This window comes from Pseudomonas quebecensis (genome assembly GCF_026410085.1).
GTDB classification, from domain to species: domain Bacteria; phylum Pseudomonadota; class Gammaproteobacteria; order Pseudomonadales; family Pseudomonadaceae; genus Aquipseudomonas; species Aquipseudomonas quebecensis.
Genome location: NZ_CP112866.1, coordinates 3,693,234 through 3,718,680 on the forward strand (window position 1 = coordinate 3,693,234; position 25,447 = coordinate 3,718,680).

Here is a 25,447-nt window from a genome sequence, read left to right on the forward strand (position 1 = left end):
TTTCACTTCACCTGACCGCCGGATTGCATCGATACTGACCACTTGCTTGCATACTATCTGACCACCGATTGCATCGAATTTGACCAGCACACTTAATAATCATTATCGGCTGAGAGCTGCCATTGTCGCCGGTTGCGACAGGCAGAAATCGGCCGATTTTGTTGAAAAACTCGGATTTTCAGCTGAGCTGAACTCAGGCACGGCTACCCTGGAGAACCCCTTTTGGTCGGCCACTATTGCGTTGATGCAGTCTCTAGACAGCATTCAAGGAACCTAGTGATGGCGATACACGGAAAGTAGAAATAAGGATAGGTTATGCTAGATCTATATTCTGAAGAAATTGATGTGCTTTCGAACAAGCATATTGATGCGGAAGTACGCAACTTAGCACTAAAAAAAATACGGGAAAAGCTACCAACCTCAGAAAAAAAGCGACGTGAAATTCTGAAGTTTGCTACAGCCATTCTCCTCAACAATGTCCGAAACCGCGATTATAACGCTTCATTTGGAATGCTCAGGTTTACATTTTTTACAAACTTAGAAAAGCCTATTGCGGAAGCTCGGAAGCAGGGGGTTTTTAGGGCATCAAAAACAAATTTTAACCCAAAGCTAACTAAAGAACTTTTGGAAGAGCTGTATCGCAGCCAAACTTTAGCTGATGATGAGCTAAATTATATTAGATCCGTTAATGGTTTATTGAAACTCGCCCCTGACGTATTGGATTTCAAGAATAAAATCGCAACGGCGGCAAGCTCAAGGCGGTATTTTCTCAAAACAATACTTTCTATAGCTGAGACCAAGTATAGTGATTTGCTATCTCACTATGATGAGCGCCCCGAAATACCTTATATGGATATTCTTTTCCATAACAACAAAGAAAGCATCCTTACCTCGGCCTCGTACATAGTTCAGATCTATAGAGAAGTCACTTCAGGCTTAAAGCTTAAAGATAGCAACGGCATTGATGAAAACATTAGTCACGACTTTTATCACAATCTTCTCGAAGCCGCATTTGCAATAATAAATTATCTTGAGGCTGAAATTAAAGTCGACTTCTATGGCTATGGGGTTTGGTTTGACGAAGAAACTAGGAGCTTTAGTGTTGATAGCGTTGAATTCGAAACCGCTAAGAGCTATGGGTATGCGAAAGCTGACTTGAGAATTTATTCGCAAAGCCGAATCTATAACGAGGCTGCGAATTCAAAAAGTTACGCGGAGATGCTGAATGAGTTTTGGCTGAAGGATAGCCAAGAGGCGGAAAGTGTCGTACATGCCATTAAGAATGCTCCATTTGAACGAATTGTTTTAAAGACGTTTCATGTTGAATATGGGCATCAAGCAAACATTTTCGGTCACGACCGTCCTTTCAAAGAAGAACAAATGCAGCTTATGGCCTTGATGGATGAAAATTATAATGTAGATGTATTTGATACAAAAATTTACCGAGATTTTGCCTGCTTTGATATATTTAAACTGCAACGTTTTTTCGGATTTATAGCCTTCATTTATAAAAAAGCGTATGAAAAGTTGAGGGCAGAAGGACATTCCAATTCTGATTTAATAAGAAAGCGCTCAGTTCTTCCGGTTTTTGATAAGAAGGATCTAGTAAGGATATTCCAGAATACTACTGGCAAGTCACAAGCAGATTGTGAGGGTTTACTTGAAAAACTAACAAATGATAAAGTTACGGATTATGAGGTAATCGACCTCCAGTACAAGCCCATACTAACCATAGAACACAGGTATCTGGTGATGCCTACATTGTTCGCTTATTCAAATTTGTGTAGATCCTTAGCTATCGATGAGGGTGTACATTTTTCTGTTTCTGGAAAGTATGACTATATGGTCAAAAACGTATCAGACATTCTGAACGATCAAGGGTTTACTGTTCAGCATGACTTTCCGTTTGGTGACGATGAGATAGATATTGCGGCAGTGTACGGCGAGAATTTATTTCTATTCGAATGTAAAAACCCTTATCACCCCGTAAATGATTTTGAACTGCGAAACACATATGCCCATCTAGTGAAAGGTTTTTCGCAGATTGAGAAATTTCAGGAGCGTTTCAAGGATCGCCAAGTGCTTGATCAGTTTTTAAAAAATCTAAAAGTAAACCCGAAAAACATAAAGAACATCCATTATGGAGTAATTAATGCGAATCGAGCCCTAACTGGACTTTCTAAAAATGGGGTGAAGGTATTTCATGCAAATGAACTAATGAACTTTATATCTACCGGAAAATTGATATCCGCAGGCCATGAATATCATAGTTGGAAATCAGAGACATTCCATGGAGAGGATCTTGTTGCATACATGACCGGAGAGGTAATTAGTGATGATATGGTCCGTCACAAACTGCCACTACCGTTTTCAATTGCGTTCCGAAGCGGAATAATGCATTTCAGAACCTATCAATATGATCTTGAAAAGACAAACGCACTAATTAAGACGAAGTATCGATATATCGGCCCTCACAAGTAGACTTCTAAACCGAAAAAACCCAAAGCAAATAATAACCTTGAGAGCTTTCATTCATGCTTGTATCTTCTGAGTTGCGAAATAGATTGTTGGCGCGGCGTGTAAACATTAAAAAAAGCGGCCGGTAGCCGCTTTTTTGTATTCTTGCTAGATCTAACAAAAATCTGTCTTATCGATAATTATTAACATGCGAAACTAATGTTTGCGCTATAACTTCTCCCAGCCTTACGGGAACTGCATTACCAATAAGCCGCCCCATTTTATTGAATCTGATTGGAGTACCTGAAGGTACAAATTGATAGTTTTGGGGAAAAGTTTGAAGCATTGCTGCCTCTCGAAGTGATATCGCCCGATTTTGTACTGGATGACCAAATCTGCCATTACCATATCCGAAACACTGCGTAGTTATTGTGGGACCTGGCTTATCCCATTCCATCCGACCATAGACGCTAGGATAAGTCGCCCCAGTAGACTTTTTGTGGCAGGCAGCCTGTAACGCTTCAGGCCAATCTCGCCAAGTACCACCCGGTACTGAGGCCTCTATCCTCTGAAGATTCAGTTCACTTAGTGAGGATGCGTAGTGAAGTGCATCGTTAGGATCCTTACCTCCTGCGGTTAATGCAGGCAGCCCCCCAATGACATCTCTCACTGTAACCGCCTTAGCATGAGTAGGTACCAGCTTCAGATCTTGGTCACCTAATCGTGAAGCGAGCAGCACAAGACGCTTACGCGTTTGAGGAATCCCATACAAAGAACAATCTACTACGCCCCACCATGTGTGATATCCAATCAGGCTATCTACAAAATCTTGAAAAACGGGATGATCCGCAAGCTGCGGCACATTTTCCATCGCAACCAAATCCGGCTTCAACTCATTTACCAGATTTCCGAAGGCTAAAGCTAAAGGCCACTGCGCTTCATATTGGCTATTTCGCCCACTTCGGCTGTAAGTCGAAAATGGCTGACAAGGTGCACATCCAGCTAACAGGGTGACCCCAGAGCCATTATAAAACGCTCTAAGGTCGTCTCCTTTTAGCTGACTGATATCACGTTCTAGAAAAACCGCTGAGTTATTTTTTTCGAATGGATATCGGCTATTGGGGTCGATATCAACGCCTGCCGTAACAGAAATACCACCATCAATTAGCCCACGCGTAAGACCGCCCACGCCACAAAATAAATCAATTGCGGTTATAACTGGAGTGCATACAGCGTTAAAATTAACTGACTGGTTCAAGCTGGGCGCCGCTCAGGAATAAGGAATTCATATCTTTCGACATAGCCGCCAAAGCAGACTATTACCTCTTTCAAATAATTAGCTGTATTATCCTTTAGCTCTATTAGGCGAACAACCGTCTCCGCCTCCGCGCTTTCTGTAAAAGAAATCGATCCATGCGCGAGCATATTTCTAAGTTTTTTGACTAGACCAAGTGGGCCTAAATCGTCTCTAAATTTTCTCTTCACATCACTATAAACCCTTCGACTGACATTCAATCGAAAACCCAAACGAGTGGCCATAGCCTCGATTTCATTATCATCCCAGTTCCCACCACCACCTTTTTCGATGGAAAACTCTGTAAGCGGGCTTGCGGAAACTAACAAGCTGCAAAGAGTTAAAGCATGATCCAATCGATGCTCAGGTGTGAGTTCAGTGTGAGTCCTAGCAGTCAACCGTATCCACTCTCGAAACAGTGTCTGGCTTAAATCATTAGGTCGCCACGTAGCATCTTTGAAAGCGCTTTGAGCTATAAAATCTATGCATCTCGTCATTGTCGACTCGACGAGGTTGTACAGCTGCAAATATACACCTGCATAGAGAATTTTTTGCTGCTGGACATTTATGACCTGATCCGTCCCTGAAAATTTAGGCGGACCTGCTTGCATGCTGGCTTGCAGTAACTTGAGAAACTCCAGGTACTCCTCGACTTCGGCCAATCTCTCTTCGAAAGCAGCTCTCAGTTCTTCCATGATCAGTTGCCCAACAATCGCTGCTGCACAAAACCAATTCGCTCACGCAAACGAGCGACAGCGTTGGCCCCGTCAGACCCAGTGACTCTTTTGAACTCATCGCTATCCAGCCATCTTTGCACGTCGATGTTTTGAGCGTTATGGAGTGTTGGGTCGTCGTTGAGAGCCAATCTTGTTCCGATAGCTATTGCTTCGAATCTCGCTCTAGGAGTCGCCTTCGCGGTCTGAGTTTTCCTAAAACCATAAGGAAATACCCTCTCAACAAAACTCATAACCTGATCGAATTGACGGCGATACTCCTGAATTAGATTAGGGTCAGCAGCCACACGCTCATTCATACCTTTGACGTAACCAAAAAGGAATTCAGCCGGACGATCTTTGTAGCCCTGCAACCCGTCACCGTAAGCAAAAAGTCGGGTAACAAGATCTTCCCGCCCCCTTTCCTTCTCATCTTTGGTTGAAACCGGCGCGAGAGTTTTCAACCTAGGGTCCACGGCGAGTTCAATAATGAGGCTCATAAAATCACCTGCCAGTGCTCCCCTACGCACCTCAGCATGATTTGCGATTTTGCTACCAGTGTTAATCCGCTCAAACAGATCGAAGCGTGCTTGTTCATCAGCATGCTCATTCAAGACAATGCCTCGAATCGACCTATTATTGATTTTCCGTTTGCGAGACTCGGGCAGCTCAGCAAATGTAAAACTTGAAAGCTTCGTCAAGCTCTCAAGCTCTCCTAAGCGAAAATCATCATGCACGAATTCAGCAATGGTCCTCAGTCGCTGTGATCCATCAACGATTTCCAGCTTACCGTTTGGCATTTCCCAAAAAAACAGAAACGGGATTGGTAGGCCCAAAAGCACCGATTCTATAAATCGTGATTTTCGGTCGTCTTCCCATGTGAAGCTACGCTGATAGGGAGGGACTACAAATTCGCCATTCTTGACCTTGGCAGCCAAAAGCTCAATGGAGTATTCAGTAAGATAGAATTCAATTCGCTTCGATAGCTCAACAATCTGAGCCTCCGCACTCGCAATGTCATCCTTGGTTTTCGCAGCATGTTGCTTTGGAGGTCTCATAGGCTTCGTTGTTCTCTTTAGGTTCGCGCCCTGAACGCGCTGCTTTGCAGCTAACTAACTGAAAAATGTTTGGCCTACCGGCAGAGCAATTTGTCCCATCAGATAGGCATTTCCCAACGATACCACAAGGGCCGCAGTGGGTTTGAGAGCCAGCCCATATCTTGGCGCCTGAGCCGTACCGCCAAGACGCGGAGGGCAAGAACCAGCTTGATGTTACCGACCTTCCCGAAAAGCTCACTCACGCGCTCTGAGGACGCTTGCGGCAAACGGGGCGGGAAAGATGGGTAGACAGCAATAGGCAAACCGTCAGGACTAAGGTTCTCTGGTTACCCTTGGCAACGGAAAACAAAAAAGCCCGCAAGACGTTATCACGCCATGCGGGCTTTGTGGGATCACTGTGGGATCACCTTACTGCTGCTAGAAAAACTCTTTACATTACGTTTTCCGTAAGTGCCTGATTTCCTAGCTAAATATGGCGGAGAGATAGGGATTCGAACCCTAGGTACCGGTGAAGGTACAACGGATTTCGAATCCGTCCCATTCGGCCACTCTGGCATCTCTCCAACGGCGCGCATCATAACAGCCTGTTTCGTGGAAGCAAAGCTCTTGCGAGATTTTTTTCCGTGCTATCAGATGCTTGCGTCGATTAAAGCGGTACGCCCAGACGGTTGGCGACTTCTTCGTAGGCTTCGATGACATCACCGAGGCCCTGGCGGAAGCGGTCCTTGTCCATCTTCTTCTTGGTGTCCTTGTCCCACAGGCGGCAGCCGTCCGGGCTGAACTCGTCACCCAGGACGATGGAGCCGTCATGGAATACGCCGAATTCCAGTTTGAAGTCCACCAACAGCAGGCCGGCGTCGTCGAACAGCTTGCTCAGCACGTCGTTGACCTTGAGGGACAATTCCTTCATGCGCGCCAATTGCTCGGCGGTGCCCCAGCCGAAAGCCACAACGTGGGACTCGTTGATGAACGGGTCGCCCTTGGCATCGTCTTTCAGGAACAGTTCGAAGGTGTAAGGGTTTAGCTTGAGGCCCTCCTCCACACCCAGGCGCTTGACCAAGCTGCCGGCGGCGTAGTTACGCACGACGCACTCGACCGGGATCATGTCCAGTTTCTTCACCAGGCATTCGTTGTCGCCCAGCAGCTTGTCGAATTGGGTCGGAATACCGGCCGCTTCGAGCTTCTGCATGATGAAGGCATTGAACTTGTTGTTCACCATGCCCTTGCGATCAAGTTGCTCGATGCGCTTGCCGTCGAACGCCGAGGTGTCGTTGCGAAACAGCAGGATCAGGCGGTTGGCGTCGTCGGTCTTGTACACCGACTTGGCTTTGCCGCGGTAGAGTTCTTCACGTTTTTCCATGATGGGCTCCGCTTTGAGTGAGGTGGGCTAGGCGATATGTCGCCAGTCGAGCCCTGAATCTTGATCGGCCAGTTGCAGCCAGTCCGGGTCGCACCCGAGGGTGTCGACAAAACATTGCCGGGCAAGCGTCGGCAGGTTGTTCTTGCTGCTCAGGTGGGCCAGGACCAGATGTTGCAGGTCTTGCCAGCCCAACTCATACACCAGGTACGCCGCCTGGTGGTTGTTCAAATGCCCCCGTTCGCCGCCCACCCGCTGCTTGAGAAAATACGGGTAGTGACCACGCGCCAGCAGGTCTCGGCAGTGGTTAGACTCGATCATCAACGCATCGAGGTTGCGGTAACCGTCCAGCACCTTGGCACAGTAGGAACCCAGGTCGGTGAGCACGCCGAAACGCCGCTCCCCATCGCTGAAGACATACTGCGTCGGTTCCTGAGCGTCGTGCGCGACGGCAATCACGTCGATGCTCAAGGCACCGACCTGCAACGTCTCGCCACCGGCCAGGAAACCTGCGGGTTCAATGGGTTTGCGCATCCCGCGCAAGGTACCGCGACTCAAGTACACCGGAAGATTGTAGCGCCGAGACAGCAAACCCACGCCATGCACGTGGTCGGCATGTTCGTGGGTCACCAGAATCGCGCTCAGCTGCGTGGGGTGAACCCCCAGGCGCAGCAGGCGTCGCTCGGTTTCCCGTAGCGAGAAACCACAATCGACCAGCACATACGTGTCGTCATGGGCGACCAGCGTGCCGTTTCCTTGGCTACCGCTGCCGAGAACGGCAAAACGCATCGGATCAGCCCAGGTTGTCCTGAATCACGCCCAACACTTTGCGCGCTGTTTCAGCCGGCGCTACGGTGTTGATGTTCTTCTCGACCGTGACTTGCACGGTTTCGCCAACCTTGCTCAAACGGACCTGATAACGCTCGGCGCGGGTCTCGACTTCTTCCTTGGTCGGTGTGCTGCCAAACAACTTGCCGAAGAAACCAGGCTCGTCATCCTTGCGCTCGGCCTTTTCGGCGACGTTGATGTAGTAAAGACCCAGGCTGCGGTTGATGTCTTCAACGCGCCATGGGCCTTGCTCCAAGGCACGGCCGACGCTGGCCCAGGCGCGATCCAGGTCTTCACCCAGGTTCAGCACCACGTTGCCGCTGCCGTCCTCGGTGAGGCTGACGCGGCTTGGGGTGTCGTAATCGCGGGCCGCGAGCAGCGAGACCGAACCGCCCTTCTCGGAGATCCGGCTCATGCTGGCCAGCATTTCATCGACCAGTGCAGAGTCGACACCGGTATTGACCGAGCGATTGGTGAACTCGACGTTGGACGTGCTGCCGGCAGGGCGCTCGGCGCTCACCACATAGACTTCACTGGTATTGCGCTGTACGCCGGGTTCGATCCGCACGCGCACACGCGTTTCGCTATCGGCGGCGACGCCACCGGCTTGCAGGCGCTTGGCCATGCTGGCGGACAATTCATTGCCCTGCTGCCACGCAGTGGTGAATTCACCGGTCTGCGGACGTTGTTCGTCAATGCGGAAACCGTTGTCCTGGAAGAACTGCACCGCCACCGGCCAGACTTCGGCAGGTGGACGTTGAGCAACGATCCAGCGCGAGTCGCCGCTTTTCTGCAGGCTGTAGTCGCTGGCATCGGCCACGGCCGCGATCGGCTGTGGACGTGGCACCACGTACTCACCCTTGGTGGTGTCATCGGCGACGTTGCGTGGAATCGGCAGCAATGGGTCAAGGCGCTTGGCGACATTGACGTCCGGCGGCAATTGCATCGGTTTGGTTGCTTGTGCTTCCAGATAATCGCTGCCGCGGTCACGGAAGTAGCCTTCCGGGCCCCAGATCCAACCGCAGCCGCTGGTGCTGGAGATAATCAAGGCAAGTGCGGAAAGTCCGGCCAATCGCTTCATGCGTAGTGCTTCCTCAATTAAACCAGGACGCCGGACTGGCGCAGGGCCTGTCGCAGCGGTTCGTGACAGGCTTCGCTGAGACGGGTGAGCGGCAGACGGATACCGTCCGGCATCATGCCCATCTCGAACAGCGCCCATTTCACGGGAATAGGGTTGGATTCGATAAACAGTGTCTTGTTGAGCGGCATCAGCTTCTCGTGGATCGCACGGGCTTTGGCGGCATCGCCGGCGAGAGCGGCGGCGCACATGTCGCTCATAGCACGGGGGGCCACGTTGGCGGTCACGGAGATATTGCCCTTGCCGCCCAGCAGAATCAGCTCGACGGCAGTGGCGTCGTCACCGGAATACACCAGGAAGTCGGCGCTCACGCCGGCCAGGATGTCCTTGGCGCGCTGCAGGTCGCCGGTGGCTTCCTTGATGCCGACGATGTTCGGCACGGTGGACAGGCGGATTACGGTCTCGGCCTTCATGTCGCAGGCGGTACGACCCGGCACGTTATAGAGGATCTGCGGAATGTCGACGGCTTCGGCAATGGTGCGGAAGTGCTGGCAAAGGCCTTCCTGGGTCGGCTTGTTGTAGTACGGGGTCACCAGCAGGCAGGCATCTGCACCGGCTTTCTTGGCGTTTTTGGTCAGTTCGATCGCTTCACGCGTCGAATTGGCGCCCGTGCCGGCGATGACCGCGATACGCCCGGCCACGCGCTTGACCACGAACTCGATGACCTGGATATGTTCTTCCACATCGAGTGTGGCCGATTCACCCGTGGTGCCGACCGCAACAATGGCATTGGTGCCTTCTTGCAGGTGGAAGTCCACCAGTTTGCCCAGGCTGTCCCAGTCGAGATGACCTTGTGCATCCATGGGTGTGACCAGTGCCACCATACTGCCCGCAATCATGCAACCGCTCCTGCCGGAAAAAGAGAGCCGTAATGGTACTGGCGCCAAGATGCTTGCACAAGCGAAGTACCGCGTGAGGATGCGTTCTGACGCAACTAAACGGCGATCGATGCCATCATCGGGCCAAAGGGCGATTCGAGGACCGCTGGAATCGGGCCGATGACGCAATGAAATCGCCACCTCCTAGCCCTTGGCGACGCTTTTCGCTACCCTTGATCCTTTGATCGATACGGCCCTCTCGGTATCGACCGCTCATCGCTTTAGGAAGGCTGCATGTCCACCCCCACAGTTCGCGAACAATTCCTTGTTATCAGTGCCCTCGGCGCCAACCCCATGGAGCTGACCAACGTCCTGTGCCGCGCCAGCCATGAGAACCGCTGCGCCGTCGTAACCTCTCGCCTGACCCGCCATGGCGAGTGCAGCGCCCTGGTGCTGCAGATTTCCGGGACCTGGGACGCCCTGGCGCGCCTGGAGACCGGCCTGCCGGGCCTGGCCAAGAAGCATGACTTCACCGTTAACGTGGTACGCAGCGCGGCCCTGGAGAACCGTCCCCAGGCCCTGCCTTACGTAGCTTATGTCAGCTCGGCCTACCGTTCGGACATCGTCAATGAGCTGTGCCAGTTCTTCATCGACCATAACGTCGAGCTGGAGAACCTGACGTGCGACACCTACCAGGCGCCCCAGACCGGCGGCACCATGCTCAACGCCACATTCACCGTGACGTTGCCGGCCGGCGTGCAGATCAGTTGGCTGCGCGACCAGTTCCTGGATTTCGCCGATGCGCTGAACCTCGACGCCCTGATCGAACCGTGGCGACCACAGAACCCAATGTAAGGATGTACCCATGGCGGTAGTCATCGACCAACCCGTACCCGACTTCGAAGCCCAGGCCACCAGCGGCCGGACGTTCAGCCTGGCCGCCCTCAAGGGCAAGCAGGTGGTGCTCTACTTTTACCCCAAGGACAGCACGCCGGGCTGCACCACCCAGGGCCAGGGCTTCCGCGACCAGCACGCAGCGTTCCAGGCTGCCGACACCGAAGTGTTCGGCGTGTCGCGCGACAGCGTGAAGTCCCACGAAAACTTCAAAGCCAAGCAAGCATTCCCCTTTGAGCTGCTCAGCGACAAGGACGAAGCGGTCTGCCAGCTGTTTGACGTGATCAAGTTGAAGAAGCTGTATGGCAAGGAATACCTGGGCGTGGACCGCAGCACGTTCCTGATCGATAAAGACGGTGTGCTGCGCCAGGAATGGCGCGGCGTGAAAGTGCCAGGGCATGTGGATGCGGTGCTGGCCGCCGCCCAGGCCTTGAACAAGGCCTGAACCGGCATCGGCAGGCGAGGGCCTGCTCTCGCCTGCAGCGGCAGCGGGCCAGACAGATCAGGCCTTGCGCAACCAATACCGGTACACACCGCAGGCATCTTCTTCGCGCAACAAGGTGTGCCCGGCCAGTTTGGCGAAGGTACGGAAGTCGCGCTGCGAGCCTGCATCGGTGGCGATCACCTTGAGCACCGCACCGCTGGCCAATCGATTGAGCTCCAGCTTGGCCTTGAGCAAGGGCAACGGGCAATTGAGGCCGCTGGCATCAAGCTCGGCGTCGAAGGCGATGGGGTCGGTCATGTCTTACTCCGGGACAAGCATTCGGGGCGCTTAGAATATCTGGTCCGAAGCTCAGTGTCCGGCTACAGTAAGCTCTTTGTCGAAAGGCCTCGTGCATGAATTTTTTGCGCCCTTCCCTGCTGACGCTGGCCTGCCTGCTGGCCTCTCCCGGCTTCGCCGATGACTTGCCGTCGCTGGGCGACGCCAGTTCTGCCATTGTCTCGCCGCAACAGGAATACCAACTGGGTCGTGCCTGGCTGGCGTACCTGCGGGGCCAGGTCTCGCAGCTCAACGACCCCCAACTCAAGGATTATGTTGAAACCAGCGTCTACAAGCTGGTGGAGACCAGCCAGGTCAACGACCGGCGCCTGGAATTCATCCTGATCAACAGCCCGCAATTGAACGCCTTTGCCGCACCGGGCGGGATTGTCGGGGTCAACGGCGGACTGTTTCTCAATGCCCACACCGAAGGCGAATACGCCTCGGTGCTGGCTCACGAACTGGCTCACTTGTCCCAGCGCCACTTCGCACGAGGCGTTGAAGCACAACAGCGCATGCAGGTACCGATGATGGCCGCACTGCTCGGCGGCATCATCGCTGCCGCAGCAGGCGCGGGCGATGCTGGCATTGCAGCGATTGCCGGCACTCAGGCCGCAGCGATCCAGGAGCAGCGTCGTTTTTCCCGACAGAATGAACAAGAGGCCGACCGCATCGGCATCGTCAATCTGGAAAAAGCCGGTTACGACCCACGCTCAATGCCAACCATGTTCGAGCGCTTGATGCGCCAATACCGCTTCGACGCCAAGCCACCGGAATTCCTGTTGACTCACCCGGTAACCGAATCCCGGATCGCCGACACCCGCAACCGCGCCGAACAAGCCAAGCCCGGCGGCAAGGAAGACAGCCTGCGCTACCAGTTGATTCGCGCACGGGTGCAGTTGAAATACGAAGACACCCCAGGCCTGGCTGCGAAACGCTTCCAGGCACAGCTCGACGAAAATCCAAAGAACGATGTGGCGCGCTACGGCCTCGCCATTGCTCAGATCAAAGGCACGAAACTCAAGGAAGCACGGGAGAACCTGGCGCCGCTGCTGGCTAAGGCTCCCAACGATATCACCTACAACCTGGCGCAGATCGAGCTGGACATCATCAACAACCGCCTGCCCGATGCCCAGCAACGCACCGACAAGATGCTCACCCAATACCCCAGTAACTACCCGCTGAATCAGGTCCGGGTCGACCTGCTGCTCAAGCAGAATCGCACCGCCGATGCGGAAAAGGCCCTGGATGCGCTGCTCAAATCCCGCCCGGATGATCCGGACGTGTGGTATCAGGTCGCCGAGACGCGCGGTTTGTCCGGCAACATCATCGGCCTGCACCAGGCCCGCGCCGAATACTTCGCGCTGGTAGGCGACTTCCAGCAGGCTATCCAGCAATTGGACTTTGCCAAGCGCCGTGCCGGCAACAACTTCCCGCTGTCGTCGCGGATCGATGCGCGCCAGCGTGAGTTGATCGAACAGGAACGACTGGTCAAAGGGATGATGAGCTGAATCCATCGCCCACAAAAAAGCCCCGCTCTCTCTAAAGGAAAGCGGGGCTTTTTATTGAGCTGGCGCGTTACTCGGCCAGTTTGAACGTAATGAAGCTGGCACGGCCTTGACGCAGTACACGCATCGACACAGAACGATTCTTCGGCAGCGCTTTGGCAATGTCAGTGAACTGCTTGGTCGTGTCGATCGCCTGGTTGTTCAGGTGCGTAATCACATCACCCGGTTGCAGACCGATCAACGCGGCAGGCCCATCCTGCACTTCCTTGATTACCACACCGCTCTTGAGGTCGAAGCTCTTCTTCTGCTCGTCAGTCAGCTCGGCCACCGCAATGCCCAGGCGATTGCTGCTGCGCTCGGCGCCCGGCTTGGTGTTACCCAGCGCATCCAGGGTGGCGCCTTCTTCAGGAATGGCGCCGACGGTCAGCTCCACATTCTGACGCTTTCCATCACGGATCACTTCGAGCTTGGCTTTACTGCCCGCCTTCAATGCACCGACCAGATGCGGCAGGTCGGCCGACATGATGATCGGCTGGCCATTCATGCTCAGGATCACGTCACCGACCTGCAGGCCACCCTTGGCGGCCGGACCATTGTCCTGAATCTGCGCAACCAGTGCGCCCGCCGGCTTGTCGAGTCCGAAGGATTCAGCCAGGTCCTTGTTCACTTCCTGGATTACCACGCCCAACCAGCCACGACTGACCTTGCCACCGCTTTTGAGCTGATTGGAAACATCCATGGCCACGTCGATCGGAATGGCAAACGACACGCCCATGAACCCACCGGAACGGGTATAGATCTGCGAGTTAATCCCTACGACTTCACCCGCCAGATTGAACAGCGGCCCACCGGAATTACCCGGGTTGATCGGCACGTCAGTCTGGATGAACGGCACGTAGTTTTCATTGGGCAGGCTACGACCAATGGCGCTGACGATACCTTGCGTTACCGTATGGTCAAAGCCAAAAGGCGAACCGATGGCGACCACCCACTGACCGGCTTTCAGGTCTTGGGACTTGCCCAGTTTCAGCACCGGCAGATCCTTGCCATCGATCTTTAACAACGCCACATCGGAGCGCGGATCGGTGCCTATCAACTTGGCTTTGAGTTCGCTGCGATCAGCCAGGCGCACGAGGATCTCGTCCGCATCGGCAATCACGTGATTATTGGTGAGAATGTAACCATCCGGGGAAATGATGAAGCCCGAACCCAGCGATTGCGCTTCACGCTGACCGCCACCACCGCCACCCCGTGGCGCCCGGGGTTGTGGCATGCCACGCTCGAAAAACTCACGCAACATGGGCGGCAGGCCTTCGAGATCCGGCATCTGCTGGTTCGACACTTTGCGATCCGGCAGCTTCTGCGTGGTACTGATGTTCACTACGGCTGGCGAGGCCTGCTCAACCAGTTGGGTGAAGTCAGGCAGATCGGCCGCTTGCACAGGCACGGCCTGACCCAGCACCAACACCGTGGCGATTATGGATAGATAGGATTTCAAACGTGGTATCGACATACAGCTCCCGTTACGACGAGCAGGGTTGAGCGACAGGGTTCAATAAACGCCGGAAAACCGCGACCGACGTCTTTGTTCCGCGAACAAAACAAGGCCAGAGCCGACAAGCTCTGACCTATAAAAAACATGGAAGGTTTTTGCAAGTGAAAATCCTGATCCAGACATTTCATGCTCTCGGCAGCCAGGCGGGCATGGACGTAAGTTGAAAGGTCAAGATGAACATAGGATTAACAACTCACGGTGCAGGTTTGGCGGATGCCTTTTTTTCACCGCGCACCGATAACGCGATGCGTTCGGCAGTACCTATGGGGATTTCTCCTACCACCGTCACCATCATTTCGCCATCGACGGTATTCAGACGCCGGGACACTGCGACGGTCGGGCCCAGCTGCGTTCGAGCTTCCGTGACACTGCCATCGCTGATCGGCTCCAGAAACACCGAGAACCGTGCCAGGCCGTCGTCATACATCATGCTGTCGACGATGGCTTTGGTGTGGACATCCTTTCGCGCACTAGTGCGGGTGAGCTGAAACCCCGGCGGCAACCAATCCAAACGCCATATGTGGGTGGGCTGCACCTCAGGCGCACTGCTATTAGCCAGGGCAATGGGCGTGCAGTCCTTACTCGGCTGCAAGTTGCGATCATCCGGCTGGACCGAGGTGTTCAAGCGCGTGAACTGGAATCGCTCCAGCAGTTGCCCTTGGTCGTTAAGCAGCAGGGATTTGAGCGCGAGTGCGGTTTCGCGATCCAGATGCAACTCGAACCCATACCGGTATTGGTCACGCGGTGTAACGGCCACAATCACAGCATTACGACCAGCCACACGGGATTTTCCGATGACGGCCAGTTCATAAAATTGATTGAGTTTTTGCGGATCAAGCGCGCGCGAAGGTGCATCGCGGGAATTCCCAAGCCCGGGCACTAAAGTGCCGCTTACGCATTGGGTACGGCCATCCTCTCGCACGACTTCCTGGGCAGAGCCATCGAGCTGCAAAAGGCGCTCTCTGACTTGACCGTTCTGGACACGATGCCAGATGTCATGAGTGGAAAAACTGCCATTACGTTCATAGACGAACGTACCTTCAAAACTTTGGGTCTGCTCTGCACGCCCAAGTCGATTAAGCCAGTCCTGCGCTTCATCGGCATGGGCGGGGAGTACAAACCAACCACTGATCAACAGCGTAAGGAGCGGTATGGCGCGCATAAAGCTCCTTAACGGTTCAACGGTTTTCCAGGCTTGCAGCGCGAGCGTATGGCAGAGCACTTTCAGTGCCTTTCAAGGCCGATTCCTGAGCGTGTTGGCGCAGGTAACCTGGAAGACGCTGATCCTGCCAGCCGGATTGCCCCTGAAGCACGCCGTTAGCCATCGGGCCGGTCGTGTCGGAGCTTTCCTTGTAGCCGGCAAGTACGGCCGGACCTTTGACCTGCGGGCCAGCCATAACCGGCTGCTGGGTCTGCTGGGCCAATTCGGCACCGGCAATTTCGTCCTGGTTGTACAGGCGAACACCCGCCAGCACGGCAACAGTTACCGAGGCTGCCACTGCAAGGCGACCCAGGCTACGCCAAGGACCACGAGCAGCTTTAGCCGGAACGGCTTCATCAGCCAGCGCGGCAGAAACAGCCGCAGCAATATCCAGACGAGGGATTAGAAGATCCTTGTGCATCACCGCCCGAGCGACTTGGTAACGAGACCAGGTATCACGGGTTTCGGCATCATCAAATGCGTTGAGCACTCGACGAAGTTCCAGTTCATCCGCTTCGTTATCCATCACTGCGGACAGCGATTCCTGCAGGGCATCACGACTCATGGCGGTTCCTCTCTTGGCTGTCGCCGCTGTCTTTAGTTTTCCTGCAACAACGGTTGCAAGGCTTTGTCGATGGCTTCCCGGGCCCGGAAAATCCGTGACCTTACAGTCCCCACCGGACATTGCATGACGCTCGCAATGTCTTCGTAACTCAGACCATCGAATTCACGTAAAGTTAATGCGGTACGCAAATCTTCCGGCAGTTGCTGAATTGTGCGATGAACGGTTCCTTCGATCTCGTCGCGCAGCAATGCACGCTCCGGCGACTCGAGATCTTTGAGGCCGTGATCACCATCATAAAACTCAGCATCTTCTGAACTTACATCGCTATCCGGTGGGCGGCGGCCGCGAGACACCAGATAGTTTTTCGCCGTGTTAATGGCGATTCGGTACAGCCACGTATAAAACGCACTGTCACCGCGAAAATTGCCGAGTGCACGGTAAGCCTTGATAAAAGCTTCCTGTGCAACGTCCTGCGCTTCATGGGTGTCGTGCACAAACCGCACGATCAACCCGAGAATTTTGTGCTGGTATTTCAGCACTAGCAGATCAAATGCTCGCTTGTCGCCGCGTTGTACGCGCTCAACCAGCTGCTGATCCTCTTCCTGGGTTAGCATGAACACTCCTCGTAGTACTTGAAGGAGGCTTGCATAACTAAACGATCAGGCTTGCAAACATAGACTCGGTCTTTTCGCAAAAGTTCTCCCCCTCCAAGCAAGTTTCCGGCATGCACTGATTTGGCACACACGAAAAACGCAGCGCGGGTAACGCCGGCTGCGCGAATAATCTTGTCGTCGGTTTTCTGACGCGTCCAATGCTCCCGACGGGCCAATAAACTCAACGTTTTCCCAGCTTTCGGGCAACCTGCTATTGAGTCGGGAGCCATGCAAAAAGTTCCCGATTCGATAACCGGCTGATTATACCCAAGCCACGCACCGTAATCTCATATTGCCACGCATGCCTGGCTATTGTGCCGGTCCCCCCCTCTATATACTAGTGGGCCGTGTGACCCTTTGATTCGCCGATCCCGGCGTTCTGTCAGCGCCACCCTTGCGGATCGCTTTTTGCGGAATCCTATAAATGAGCCAACAGTTTCAACACGATGTTCTGGTGATTGGCAGCGGCGCAGCCGGATTGAGCCTTGCCCTGACCCTGCCCAGCCATCTGCGCATCGCGGTGCTGAGCAAAGGCGACCTGGCCAACGGCTCGACATTCTGGGCCCAAGGCGGCGTGGCGGCGGTTCTGGATGACGCCGACACTGTGCAGTCCCACGTCGAAGACACCCTCAACGCCGGCGGCGGCCTGTGCGACGAGGACGCGGTGCGCTTCACCGTCGAGCACAGCCGCGAAGCGATCCAATGGCTGATCGACCAGGGCGTTCCCTTTACCCGTGACGAGCACGCACGCGCCGACGACGGCGGCTTCGAGTTCCACCTGACACGTGAAGGCGGCCATAGCCACCGGCGCATCATCCACGCCGCCGATGCAACCGGCGCAGCCATTTTCAAGACCCTGCTCGACCAGGCTCGACAGCGCCCGAACATCGAACTGCTGGAGCAGCGCGTCGCGGTCGACCTGATCACCGAAAAGCGCCTGGGCCTGGACGGCGAACGCTGCCTTGGCGCCTACGTGCTCAACCGCGGCAGCGGCGAGGTCGACACCTATGGCGCGCGCTTCACCATCCTCGCCTCGGGTGGCGCAGCCAAGGTCTACCTCTATACCAGCAACCCCGACGGCGCCTGCGGCGACGGCATCGCCATGGCCTGGCGCTCGGGCTGCCGGGTGGCCAACCTGGAATTCAACCAGTTTCACCCCACCTGCCTGTATCACCCGCAGGCCAAAAGCTTTCTGATCACCGAAGCCCTGCGTGGCGAAGGCGCACACTTGAAACTGCCGAACGGCGAACGCTTCATGCAGCGTTTCGACCCGCGCGCCGAACTGGCACCGCGCGATATCGTCGCACGCGCCATCGACCATGAAATGAAGCGCCTGGGCATCGACTGTGTGTATCTGGACATCAGCCACAAGCCTGAAGCATTCATCAAGACCCACTTCCCCACCGTCTACGAACGCTGCCTGACCTTCAATATCGACATCACCCAAGGCCCGATCCCGGTAGTGCCTGCCGCGCACTACACCTGCGGCGGCGTAATGGTCGACCAGCATGGCCGCACCGATGTGCCGGGCCTGTATGCGATTGGCGAGACCAGCTTCACCGGCCTGCATGGCGCCAATCGCATGGCCAGCAACTCGCTGCTTGAATGCTTCGTCTACGCGCGTTCGGCGGCGGCGGACATACTCGAGCAATTGCCGCGAATCCCGGTGCCGGCCGCCCTGCCCCGCTGGGACGCCAGCCAGGTCACCGACTCGGATGAAGACGTGATCATTGCCCACAACTGGGACGAGTTGCGGCGTTTCATGTGGGACTATGTGGGGATCGTGCGCACCAATAAGCGCCTGCAGCGCGCGCAGCACCGAGTGCGCTTGCTGCTCGATGAAATCGACGAGTTCTACAGCAACTATAAGGTCAGCCGCGACCTGATCGAGCTGCGCAACCTGGCTCAGGTCGCCGAGCTGATGATCCGCTGCGCCATGGAGCGCAAGGAAAGCCGAGGCCTGCATTACACCCTCGACTACCCACAGATGCTGCCGGAGGCCCGCGACACTATCCTGGTGCCAACCACCTACGGCGGCTGAACTTCAGGCGTACCCGCAGGCGCCGGTGCGTATCGGCGGCCTGCGAATCCCTCGGCACGCAGATCGAACGCGACCACCATTGCCCGCGCACGCGATAGCGCAGCACCACGATCGGTGGCAGTGCCAGGCTGTCGGGGCGCAACTGCACGGCGTGCCAGCCACGCTGTTCACTGAACAACTGCCAACCCTCTTCATCTCGGCGCAGGCCGCAGACCGATGAAGGATGGGTTAACAGAATATGTCTGGGCAGCACCCAACCCGCATGCGCAAGGCACAGCAGCATGCAAAGGCTTGAAAATGGCACATCCACTGCCGACAAGGCACCCAGCGCGAACGCCTGGGCAAGCAAATACGCCACCAGCAGCCTGCGCGAAGGCTGCCAGCGGCATTCGAAACGGTTACTTGGGCTGGACACGGTCCAGGATCATCCGAACCATGCGCTGCAGTTCCGGATCGTCCGACTCGGCGCGCTCCATGAACCAGCCGAACATATCCTGGTCCTCGCATTCCAGCAGTCGCACATACACCTTGCGATCCACCTCATTGAGCGTGGAATAAACCTCTTTGACGAATGGCACCAGCAACACGTCCAGCTCAAGCATGCCGCGACGACTGTGCCAATAGAGGCGATTGAGTTCTACATCTTCGACCATGGAGCGCTCCTCAAATAGAGCGCAAGTATACAGGCCCGACGGCAGCGCAACAGTCGGCTTTGGTCGTGCTCCCACGGAAACTATCCATTTGCCGGGCGCCCCTCTATGATGCACCCAAGACTTTTTGACCTGCGATGACCCATGGCCGACTCTGCTTTTTTCTGCCCCCTGTCCCACGAAGGCGTTCTTGCCGTGCGCGGTGCCGACGCTGCCAAATTCCTGCAGGGCCAATTGACCTGCAACCTCAACTATCTGAGCGACACCCAGGCCAGCCTGGGCGCGCGCTGCACACAAAAAGGGCGCATGCAGTCCAGCTTTCGCATCCTGCTGCAAGGCGACGGTGTGCTGTTGGCGATGGCCACCGAGCTGCTGGAACCGCAACTGGCCGATCTGAAGAAATACGCGGTGTTCTCCAAATCCAAGCTCACCGACGAAAGCGCCGCGTGGGCACGCCTGGGCCTGTACAACGCGGATTCAACCCTGGCCAGCCTCGGGCTTGAACTGCCGGCCGACACCGACAGCGTTGCCCGCAACGAACACTTGATCGCGATTCGCGTGTCACCTGATCGCAGCGAACTCTGGGTGCCGGCGGAACAGGCCGACGCGGTACATGGCCAGTTGAGTGCGCAATTGAAAGAAGCCGATCTGAACGAGTGGCTACTGGGCCAGATCCGTGCCGGTATCGGCCAGGTCATGCCCCAGACCCGCGAGTTGTTCATCCCGCAGATGCTTAACCTGCAAGCCGTCGGTGGCGTGAGTTTCAAGAAAGGCTGCTACACAGGCCAGGAAATCGTCGCGCGCATGCAGTACCTGGGCAAACTCAAGCGCCGCCTGTACCGCTTGAGCCTTGAATCGACGCAAATGCCCGAGCCAGGCACCCCGCTGTTTTCGCCCAGCCATAACAGTTCGATCGGTGAGGTGGTAATCGCGGCCAATGCGGGTCCGGTGATTGAACTTCTGGCCGTATTGCAAGCCGAAGCTGCCGATAGTGGCGATGTGCATTTAGGCACGCTCGAAGGCCCCGGCCTGCAACTGCTTGACTTACCCTACACGCTGGACCGCGATCGAGAGATCCAGCGTTAGTCGCCGTACTTTTTTGCAACACCCTAGAGAACATGAATGAACAAGCTGGCGGAAAAAGTCCAACAGGCTTTGGTCACGGCCATCGAAAACGATGACCTGGTTCTGCCGACATTACCGGAAGTGGCCCTGAATATTCGCAAGGCCGCCGAGGACCCGGAAATCAGCATCAGCCACTTGAGCAAAGTGATCGGTCGCGATACCGCCCTGTCCGCACGCTTGATCAAAGTGGTCAACAGTCCGCTGCTGCGCGCCACCCAGGAAGTCACCGACCTGCACACCGCCATCACACGGCTGGGCACCAACTACAGCAGCAACCTGGCGATCGGCCTGGTGATGGAGCAGATTTTTCATGCCCGCTCTGAAACGGTCGATCAGAAAATGCGTGAAGTGTGGCGCCGCAGCCTGGAAGTAGCCGGCGTGAGTTACGCCTTGTGTCGCAGCCACAGCCAGCTCAAGCCGGACCAGGCAGCGCTTGGCGGTCTGGTGCACCAGATCGGCGTGCTGCCGATCCTGACCTACGCCGAAGATCACTACGAGTTGCTGTCCGACCCGGTCAGCCTCAACCACCTGATCGACACTATCCATCCAGCCTTGGGTGATAAATTGCTCGGCCGCTGGGACTTTCCGGAGATGCTGGCGAAACTGCCCGGCCAATACCTGAACCTTGAACGCGACTCCAGCCGCCTTGACTACATCGACCTGGTGCAGTTGGCGGTGCTGTATTGCTATCGCGGCACCGATCACCCACTGGCAGGCGTGGTGGTTTCCGAAGTGCCGGCGATGAAAAAGCTCAAGGTCGACCCCTACAGCGACCGCCTGCGCGCGGAGCTCGATGAAGCACGCTCGATGTTCTACTGATCAACCGGCGATAAAACTCACCCTTACTTTCAGCCCCGCGCGCTCGCCATCGTGCAGGCTGATCTGGGCCAGATGCGCCCGGCAGATTTCCCCGACAATCGCCAAGCCCAGGCCCGAACCCATGCCCTGCTGACTGCGCCGGTAGAAGCGTTCGAACACCCGCTCCCGCTCATCCTGCGGGATCCCCGGGCCGTCGTCCTCCACCTCCAGTACCGCCGGTGCCGTCACCCGCAGGATTACATTGCCACCGGGCGGCGTGTGCGCCAGGGCGTTGTCCACCAGGTTGCTCAGCAGTTCGTTCAACAGCGTTGGCTCGCCGCGCAACCACACCGGCTCATCGGCTTCCAATGCCAGCGCCACGCCACGCGCATGGGCCAGGGGCGCCATCGCCATCCCCAACTCACGGGCCAACTGGCTCAGATCCAACAACTGCGCGCCGCCTTCTGCAATTGCCCGTGCGCCGTTCTCGATACGCGCAAGAGACAGCAATTGATTAGCCAGATGGGTCAGGCGATCAGTGCCCTGCGCAGCGGTTTCCAACGTGCTGCGCCAGGTGGCCGGTTCTTCGGCGCGCAGGCCCAACTCCAGGCGCGCCTTGAGCGCGGCCAAAGGGGTGCGCAGTTCGTGTGACGCATCGGCGATAAACTGTGCCTGGCGTTCGAACTGCCCGCGCAGGCGCTCGGTAAAGTGGTTGAGCGAACTGACCAGCGGGCCGAATTCGTGCTGCACTTCCACCAATGGCAGCGGCCGCAGATCGTCGGGCTGGCGTTCTTCCACGGCCTTGCGCAGACGCTCCAGCGGGCGCAGCGCGGCGCTCACGGCAAACCACACCAGGAGCAACGCGCCGACCGCCAGCATGCCCAGGCGCAGCAGCGTATCGGCCATCAAACTGCGAGCCATGCTGACGCGGGCTTCGTCGGTTTCGGCCACACGGATTTCCGCCATGCCGTTCATGTTCGGCTCGGACACCGCCTTGAGCAGGCTCACCACCCGTACTTCCTGACCCTGATACTTGGCGTTGTAGAACCGCGCCAGCGCCGGGTAATCATCGGTGCGCGGCGTGCCGGGAGGCGGACCGGGCAGGTTCTCGTAGCCGGAGATCAGCTTGCGATCAATGTCGTTGACCTGGTAATAAATGCGCCCGGCACTGTCGTAGGCGAACGTGTCCAGGGCCACATAGGGCACATTGGCGCTGAGGGTGCCGTCCACCTGGGTCAGGCCTGCGGCGATGGTGCGCGCCGACGCGAGTAACGTGCGGTCGTAAGCGGTATCGGCGGCTTCGCGGCCGTTCCAGTAGGCACTCATGCCGCTGGCCAGCATCAACAATACGAGCAACAGGGCCAGGTTCCACACCAGGCGCCAGCGCAGGCTGCTGGGCTTATGCATCGCGAGCTTCCAAGAGGTAGCCGAGGCCGCGGAAAGTCACAATGGCGATGGGTTGGCCATCGAGCTTCTTGCGCAGGCGATGCACATAGATTTCGATTGCATCGGGGCTGGCCTCCTCGTCCAGGCCAAAGACCTGCGAAGCCAGTTGCTCCTTGCTCATCACCCGGCCCGGGCGCGCGATCAGCGCTTCGAGCACCGCCTGCTCGCGGGAGGTCAACGTCAGCAGTTCGCCACCCAGCGTGAAGCGCCGGGTATCCAGGTCATACACCAGTACGCCGCAGGCCTGCTGACGCTCGCCGCCCAGCACGCTGCGGCGCAACAGGGCCTTGACCCGCGCCTCCAGCTCCGTCAGCTCAAAGGGTTTGGCCAAGTAGTCGTCGGCGCCCAGGTTGAGGCCATGCACGCGGTCCTTCACGTCGCTGCGCGCGGTCAGCATCAACACCGGCAGGTTTTTCCCACGGGCCCGCAAGCGTGCGAGCACCTCGAAACCATCCATGCGCGGCAGCCCCACATCCAGGATCGCGACCGCGTAATCCTCGCTGCTCAAGGCCAGGTCGGCGGCCACGCCGTCATGCAGCACGTCGACCGTCAGACCCGTGCTCTTGAGCGCCTGGGCCACACTGTCGGCAAGTTGCAAATGGTCTTCAACCAGAAGGACACGCATGGTTTTCTGCCTCGTTCAGGGGTGGTCGACGCCACGCTTTGGCGGGGAGTTTACAGGCGCCCGAGGCCCTGTGAAGCCCGGAAACATTGAAAGACTGCTGAAAGGTTAGTGAAAGCTTCGCCCATTAGCATCCAGCTCACGGTGAGCCTTGCCCACCCAGTTGCCCAAGCCGCAGCGCCCGCAAAACGCCTCGATGCGTTTTCGTCACAATAAGAACAATAACGGAGTGCACAACCATGCTGTCGACACAGCGCCAGAACCGCCCGCCTGTTCGTTTTCCTCGCTTGAACCACGCCGCCCTCGCCGGCGTTATTTCGTCGTTCAGCCAAACCGTCGTCCTCGAAGACCGCGGCACGGCCGCTGATGCGGATGAAGTGCGCCTGCTGGACCGCAAAGACGCCGCACGCTGATAAGCAGTGCCTGGTAGTAGAACCTCATAACAAAAAAGACGGAGATACCCATGACTCTTTCATTGCGTAAATTGGCCCTCGCCGCCGGCTGCATGCTGTTCGCCGGCCAACTGCTGGCCGCCGACGAGCCCAAGCGTCCGGAATGTATCGCCCCCGCCTCCCCCGGCGGCGGTTTCGACCTGACCTGCAAACTGGCGCAAAGCGCACTGGTCAACGAGAAACTGCTGACCAAACCCATGCGCGTGACCTACATGCCCGGCGGCGTTGGCGCGGTGGCCTACAACGCCGTGGTCGCCCAGCGCCCGGCGGATGCCGGCACCCTGGTGGCCTGGTCCAGCGGCTCGCTGCTGAACCTGGCCCAGGGCAAGTTCGGGCGTTTCGACGAAAGCGCCGTGCGTTGGCTGGCCGCGGTTGGCACCAGCTACGGGGCCATCGCAGTGAAAAGCGATTCGCCCTACAAGACCCTCGACGACCTGGTTCAAGCCCTGAAGAAAGATCCAGGCAGCGTGGTAATCGGTTCCGGCGGCACCGTCGGCAGCCAGGACTGGATGCAAACCGCCCTGATCGCCAAGGCCGCCGGGATCAACCCGCGCGAGCTGCGCTATGTGGCCCTTGAAGGCGGCGGTGAAATCGCCACCGCGCTGCTCGGTGGCCACATTCAGGTGGGCAGTACCGACATCTCCGACTCCATGCCCCACATCCTCAGCGGCGACATGCGCCTGCTGGCGGTGTTCTCCGAGCAGCGCCTGGACGAGCCGGAAATGAAGGACATCCCAACCGCCAAGGAGCAAGGCTACGACATCGTGTGGCCAGTGGTGCGCGGCTTCTACCTCGGGCCTAAAGTCAGCGATGCCGATTACGCCTGGTGGAAAGACGCCTTCGACAAACTGCTGGCGTCCGAAGAGTTCGCCAAGCTGCGTGACCAGCGCGAGCTGTTCCCGTTCGCCATGACCGGCCCGGAGCTGGACACCTATGTGAAGAAACAGGTGGCTGACTACAAAGTGCTGGCCAAAGAGTTCGGCCTGATTCAGTAAACGCCCCTCTGTCGCGCGGCCATGCCTGGCAAACCCCAGGCGTGGCCCAGGAGTTCACCATGCTCTTACAACGCATATTCGCCGCCGCGCTGCTGCTGGCCTGCGCCGGCCTGGCGCTGATGGCCTGGCCATATCAGGCGTCGTTTTCCTACGAACCCGTAGGGCCTCGCGCCTACCCGTTGCTGATGCTCGGGCTGATGAGCCTGGCGCTGATCTACATGCTGTTCCGCCCGCAACCAACCAAGCACACCGAAGAAGAACCGGCGCTGGATCGCGAAACCCTGGTCAAGATCGGTTTCTGCGTGGCGCTGCTGATTGTGTTCGCCGCCACCTTCGAACCATTGGGCTTCATCCTCAGCAGCATGCTGATCGGCATCCCCATGGCGCGCCTGTACGGCGGTCGCTGGGTGCCCAGCATCGTGATCGTCACCTTGATGGCCATCGGGCTGTACCTGCTGTTCGATAAAGCCATGGATGTGCCGCTGCCCCTCGGCCTGCTCGACGTTCTGGAGAACTGAT

26 protein-coding genes and 1 tRNA gene are annotated in these 25,447 nt (G+C 56.6%); 10 read left to right on the top strand and 17 right to left on the bottom strand.

Annotation, left to right across the window (positions count from 1 at the left end; genetic code table 11):
* Window positions 1–315: 315 nt before the first annotated feature.
* Window positions 316–2,481, top strand: a complete 2,166-nt coding sequence (locus OSC50_RS17180) for a hypothetical protein (protein WP_266248409.1) — start codon at window positions 316–318, stop codon at window positions 2,479–2,481.
* 166 nt (window positions 2,482–2,647) lie between these two features.
* On the opposite strand, the gene OSC50_RS17185 is transcribed toward OSC50_RS17180, so the two are convergent.
* The 8 genes from OSC50_RS17185 to dapA all read right to left on the bottom strand — a co-directional run bounded on the left by OSC50_RS17185 (window position 2,648) and on the right by dapA (window position 9,684).
* Window positions 2,648–3,715, bottom strand: a complete 1,068-nt coding sequence (locus OSC50_RS17185; RefSeq protein WP_008074453.1) for a DNA cytosine methyltransferase — start codon at window positions 3,713–3,715, stop codon at window positions 2,648–2,650.
* Window positions 3,712–4,446, bottom strand: coding sequence for an MAE_28990/MAE_18760 family HEPN-like nuclease (locus OSC50_RS17190; RefSeq protein ID WP_266248406.1), 735 nt, complete (start codon window positions 4,444–4,446; stop codon window positions 3,712–3,714). The genes OSC50_RS17185 and OSC50_RS17190 overlap by 4 nt, the downstream gene beginning before the upstream one ends.
* A gap of 2 nt (window positions 4,447–4,448) precedes the next feature.
* Window positions 4,449–5,522, bottom strand: coding sequence for a DUF262 domain-containing protein (locus OSC50_RS17195; protein ID WP_032830587.1), 1,074 nt, complete (start codon window positions 5,520–5,522; stop codon window positions 4,449–4,451).
* 473 nt (window positions 5,523–5,995) lie between these two features.
* A tRNA-Ser gene (locus OSC50_RS17200) sits at window positions 5,996–6,085 on the bottom strand.
* Window positions 6,086–6,168: 83 nt separating this feature from the next.
* Window positions 6,169–6,882: a phosphoribosylaminoimidazolesuccinocarboxamide synthase gene (gene purC / locus OSC50_RS17205; RefSeq protein ID WP_010212191.1), complete on the bottom strand. Its 714-nt coding sequence runs from the start codon at window positions 6,880–6,882 to the stop codon at window positions 6,169–6,171.
* A gap of 27 nt (window positions 6,883–6,909) precedes the next feature.
* Complete coding sequence (locus tag OSC50_RS17210) at window positions 6,910–7,668, bottom strand: MBL fold metallo-hydrolase (protein WP_181081097.1); 759 nt, start codon at window positions 7,666–7,668, stop codon at window positions 6,910–6,912.
* Between the two features lie 4 nt (window positions 7,669–7,672).
* Window positions 7,673–8,788 (bottom strand): NlpB/DapX family lipoprotein, encoded by a 1,116-nt coding sequence (bamC, locus tag OSC50_RS17215; RefSeq protein ID WP_181081098.1) that lies wholly within the window; start codon window positions 8,786–8,788, stop codon window positions 7,673–7,675.
* A gap of 17 nt (window positions 8,789–8,805) precedes the next feature.
* Complete coding sequence (gene dapA, locus OSC50_RS17220; RefSeq protein WP_266248403.1) at window positions 8,806–9,684, bottom strand: 4-hydroxy-tetrahydrodipicolinate synthase; 879 nt, start codon at window positions 9,682–9,684, stop codon at window positions 8,806–8,808.
* 273 nt (window positions 9,685–9,957) lie between these two features.
* Here dapA and OSC50_RS17225 point away from each other — a divergent pair, with 273 nt between their 5' ends.
* Both OSC50_RS17225 and OSC50_RS17230 read left to right on the top strand, forming a co-directional pair.
* On the top strand, window positions 9,958–10,518 hold the full coding sequence (locus OSC50_RS17225; protein ID WP_003172487.1) for a glycine cleavage system transcriptional repressor: 561 nt from the start codon (window positions 9,958–9,960) through the stop codon (window positions 10,516–10,518).
* Window positions 10,519–10,528: 10 nt separating this feature from the next.
* Window positions 10,529–11,002: a peroxiredoxin gene (locus OSC50_RS17230; protein ID WP_181081100.1), complete on the top strand. Its 474-nt coding sequence runs from the start codon at window positions 10,529–10,531 to the stop codon at window positions 11,000–11,002.
* A gap of 57 nt (window positions 11,003–11,059) precedes the next feature.
* Here the strand turns inward: OSC50_RS17230 and OSC50_RS17235 are convergent, their stop codons facing one another.
* Window positions 11,060–11,299, bottom strand: coding sequence for a sulfurtransferase TusA family protein (locus OSC50_RS17235; RefSeq protein WP_181081101.1), 240 nt, complete (start codon window positions 11,297–11,299; stop codon window positions 11,060–11,062).
* Between the two features lie 95 nt (window positions 11,300–11,394).
* Here OSC50_RS17235 and OSC50_RS17240 point away from each other — a divergent pair, with 95 nt between their 5' ends.
* Window positions 11,395–12,828 (top strand): M48 family metalloprotease, encoded by a 1,434-nt coding sequence (locus tag OSC50_RS17240; protein WP_266248400.1) that lies wholly within the window; start codon window positions 11,395–11,397, stop codon window positions 12,826–12,828.
* Between the two features lie 67 nt (window positions 12,829–12,895).
* On the opposite strand, the gene OSC50_RS17245 is transcribed toward OSC50_RS17240, so the two are convergent.
* The 4 genes from OSC50_RS17245 to rpoE form a co-directional block, all read right to left on the bottom strand.
* The gene (locus OSC50_RS17245) at window positions 12,896–14,338 is read right to left on the bottom strand and encodes a DegQ family serine endoprotease (RefSeq protein ID WP_181081103.1); all 1,443 of its coding nucleotides are present in this window, start codon (window positions 14,336–14,338) and stop codon (window positions 12,896–12,898) included.
* Between the two features lie 235 nt (window positions 14,339–14,573).
* Window positions 14,574–15,542 carry a MucB/RseB C-terminal domain-containing protein gene (locus tag OSC50_RS17250; RefSeq protein WP_253511151.1) on the bottom strand — a complete coding sequence of 323 codons (969 nt, stop codon included), beginning with the start codon at window positions 15,540–15,542 and terminating at the stop codon, window positions 14,574–14,576.
* A gap of 16 nt (window positions 15,543–15,558) precedes the next feature.
* Window positions 15,559–16,146 (bottom strand): sigma-E factor negative regulatory protein, encoded by a 588-nt coding sequence (locus OSC50_RS17255; RefSeq protein WP_003172479.1) that lies wholly within the window; start codon window positions 16,144–16,146, stop codon window positions 15,559–15,561.
* Window positions 16,147–16,178: 32 nt separating this feature from the next.
* Window positions 16,179–16,760 (bottom strand): RNA polymerase sigma factor RpoE/AlgU, encoded by a 582-nt coding sequence (gene rpoE / locus OSC50_RS17260; RefSeq protein ID WP_003172477.1) that lies wholly within the window; start codon window positions 16,758–16,760, stop codon window positions 16,179–16,181.
* Between the two features lie 463 nt (window positions 16,761–17,223).
* Between rpoE and nadB the strand changes: the two genes are divergently transcribed.
* Window positions 17,224–18,840 carry an L-aspartate oxidase gene (nadB, locus tag OSC50_RS17265; protein ID WP_181081105.1) on the top strand — a complete coding sequence of 539 codons (1,617 nt, stop codon included), beginning with the start codon at window positions 17,224–17,226 and terminating at the stop codon, window positions 18,838–18,840.
* On the opposite strand, the gene OSC50_RS17270 is transcribed toward nadB, so the two are convergent.
* Window positions 18,809–19,255 carry a protein YgfX gene (locus OSC50_RS17270; protein WP_266248395.1) on the bottom strand — a complete coding sequence of 149 codons (447 nt, stop codon included), beginning with the start codon at window positions 19,253–19,255 and terminating at the stop codon, window positions 18,809–18,811. The genes nadB and OSC50_RS17270 overlap by 32 nt on opposite strands.
* Window positions 19,239–19,493 (bottom strand): FAD assembly factor SdhE, encoded by a 255-nt coding sequence (locus OSC50_RS17275; protein WP_034096390.1) that lies wholly within the window; start codon window positions 19,491–19,493, stop codon window positions 19,239–19,241. The genes OSC50_RS17270 and OSC50_RS17275 overlap by 17 nt, the downstream gene beginning before the upstream one ends.
* A gap of 141 nt (window positions 19,494–19,634) precedes the next feature.
* Here OSC50_RS17275 and ygfZ point away from each other — a divergent pair, with 141 nt between their 5' ends.
* The gene (gene ygfZ, locus OSC50_RS17280) at window positions 19,635–20,576 is read left to right on the top strand and encodes a CAF17-like 4Fe-4S cluster assembly/insertion protein YgfZ (protein ID WP_266248392.1); all 942 of its coding nucleotides are present in this window, start codon (window positions 19,635–19,637) and stop codon (window positions 20,574–20,576) included.
* A 36-nt stretch (window positions 20,577–20,612) separates the two neighbouring features.
* Window positions 20,613–21,434 carry an HDOD domain-containing protein gene (locus OSC50_RS17285; RefSeq protein WP_266248390.1) on the top strand — a complete coding sequence of 274 codons (822 nt, stop codon included), beginning with the start codon at window positions 20,613–20,615 and terminating at the stop codon, window positions 21,432–21,434.
* Here OSC50_RS17285 and OSC50_RS17290 read toward each other — a convergent pair whose 3' ends face one another.
* Window positions 21,435–22,820 (bottom strand): sensor histidine kinase, encoded by a 1,386-nt coding sequence (locus OSC50_RS17290; protein ID WP_266248388.1) that lies wholly within the window; start codon window positions 22,818–22,820, stop codon window positions 21,435–21,437.
* Entirely contained in the window at window positions 22,813–23,484 is a 672-nt protein-coding gene (locus OSC50_RS17295; RefSeq protein ID WP_181081110.1) for a response regulator, read from the bottom strand. The genes OSC50_RS17290 and OSC50_RS17295 overlap by 8 nt, the downstream gene beginning before the upstream one ends.
* A gap of 236 nt (window positions 23,485–23,720) precedes the next feature.
* Here OSC50_RS17295 and OSC50_RS17300 point away from each other — a divergent pair, with 236 nt between their 5' ends.
* Genes OSC50_RS17300 through OSC50_RS17310 form a run of 3 tightly spaced genes read left to right on the top strand, consistent with a single transcriptional unit; the run spans window position 23,721 to window position 25,446 of the window.
* Window positions 23,721–23,894 (top strand): hypothetical protein, encoded by a 174-nt coding sequence (locus OSC50_RS17300; protein ID WP_266248386.1) that lies wholly within the window; start codon window positions 23,721–23,723, stop codon window positions 23,892–23,894.
* 44 nt (window positions 23,895–23,938) lie between these two features.
* Window positions 23,939–24,928 carry a Bug family tripartite tricarboxylate transporter substrate binding protein gene (locus tag OSC50_RS17305; RefSeq protein WP_181081147.1) on the top strand — a complete coding sequence of 330 codons (990 nt, stop codon included), beginning with the start codon at window positions 23,939–23,941 and terminating at the stop codon, window positions 24,926–24,928.
* Window positions 24,929–24,987: 59 nt separating this feature from the next.
* Window positions 24,988–25,446: a tripartite tricarboxylate transporter TctB family protein gene (locus tag OSC50_RS17310; protein WP_181081112.1), complete on the top strand. Its 459-nt coding sequence runs from the start codon at window positions 24,988–24,990 to the stop codon at window positions 25,444–25,446.
* The last annotated feature ends 1 nt before the right edge of the window (window position 25,447 follow it).

Coding starts and splice junctions, on each gene's coding strand:
- OSC50_RS17190 (WP_266248406.1), bottom strand. CDS start 4,446: ATGGAAGAACTGAGAGCTGCTTTCGAAGAGAGATTGGCCGAAGTCGAG.
- OSC50_RS17210 (WP_181081097.1), bottom strand. CDS start 7,668: ATGCGTTTTGCCGTTCTCGGCAGCGGTAGCCAAGGAAACGGCACGCTG.
- OSC50_RS17295 (WP_181081110.1), bottom strand. CDS start 23,484: ATGCGTGTCCTTCTGGTTGAAGACCATTTGCAACTTGCCGACAGTGTG.
- OSC50_RS17290 (WP_266248388.1), bottom strand. CDS start 22,820: ATGCATAAGCCCAGCAGCCTGCGCTGGCGCCTGGTGTGGAACCTGGCC.
- bamC (WP_181081098.1), bottom strand. CDS start 8,788: ATGAAGCGATTGGCCGGACTTTCCGCACTTGCCTTGATTATCTCCAGC.
- OSC50_RS17310 (WP_181081112.1), top strand. CDS start 24,988: ATGCTCTTACAACGCATATTCGCCGCCGCGCTGCTGCTGGCCTGCGCC.
- OSC50_RS17230 (WP_181081100.1), top strand. CDS start 10,529: ATGGCGGTAGTCATCGACCAACCCGTACCCGACTTCGAAGCCCAGGCC.
- OSC50_RS17275 (WP_034096390.1), bottom strand. CDS start 19,493: ATGGTCGAAGATGTAGAACTCAATCGCCTCTATTGGCACAGTCGTCGC.
- dapA (WP_266248403.1), bottom strand. CDS start 9,684: ATGATTGCGGGCAGTATGGTGGCACTGGTCACACCCATGGATGCACAA.
- OSC50_RS17235 (WP_181081101.1), bottom strand. CDS start 11,299: ATGACCGACCCCATCGCCTTCGACGCCGAGCTTGATGCCAGCGGCCTC.
- OSC50_RS17255 (WP_003172479.1), bottom strand. CDS start 16,146: ATGAGTCGTGATGCCCTGCAGGAATCGCTGTCCGCAGTGATGGATAAC.
- ygfZ (WP_266248392.1), top strand. CDS start 19,635: ATGGCCGACTCTGCTTTTTTCTGCCCCCTGTCCCACGAAGGCGTTCTT.
- OSC50_RS17245 (WP_181081103.1), bottom strand. CDS start 14,338: ATGTCGATACCACGTTTGAAATCCTATCTATCCATAATCGCCACGGTG.
- OSC50_RS17240 (WP_266248400.1), top strand. CDS start 11,395: ATGAATTTTTTGCGCCCTTCCCTGCTGACGCTGGCCTGCCTGCTGGCC.
- purC (WP_010212191.1), bottom strand. CDS start 6,882: ATGGAAAAACGTGAAGAACTCTACCGCGGCAAAGCCAAGTCGGTGTAC.
- OSC50_RS17195 (WP_032830587.1), bottom strand. CDS start 5,522: ATGAGACCTCCAAAGCAACATGCTGCGAAAACCAAGGATGACATTGCG.
- OSC50_RS17180 (WP_266248409.1), top strand. CDS start 316: ATGCTAGATCTATATTCTGAAGAAATTGATGTGCTTTCGAACAAGCAT.
- OSC50_RS17250 (WP_253511151.1), bottom strand. CDS start 15,542: ATGCGCGCCATACCGCTCCTTACGCTGTTGATCAGTGGTTGGTTTGTA.
- OSC50_RS17225 (WP_003172487.1), top strand. CDS start 9,958: ATGTCCACCCCCACAGTTCGCGAACAATTCCTTGTTATCAGTGCCCTC.
- OSC50_RS17285 (WP_266248390.1), top strand. CDS start 20,613: ATGAACAAGCTGGCGGAAAAAGTCCAACAGGCTTTGGTCACGGCCATC.
- OSC50_RS17300 (WP_266248386.1), top strand. CDS start 23,721: ATGCTGTCGACACAGCGCCAGAACCGCCCGCCTGTTCGTTTTCCTCGC.
- rpoE (WP_003172477.1), bottom strand. CDS start 16,760: ATGCTAACCCAGGAAGAGGATCAGCAGCTGGTTGAGCGCGTACAACGC.
- nadB (WP_181081105.1), top strand. CDS start 17,224: ATGAGCCAACAGTTTCAACACGATGTTCTGGTGATTGGCAGCGGCGCA.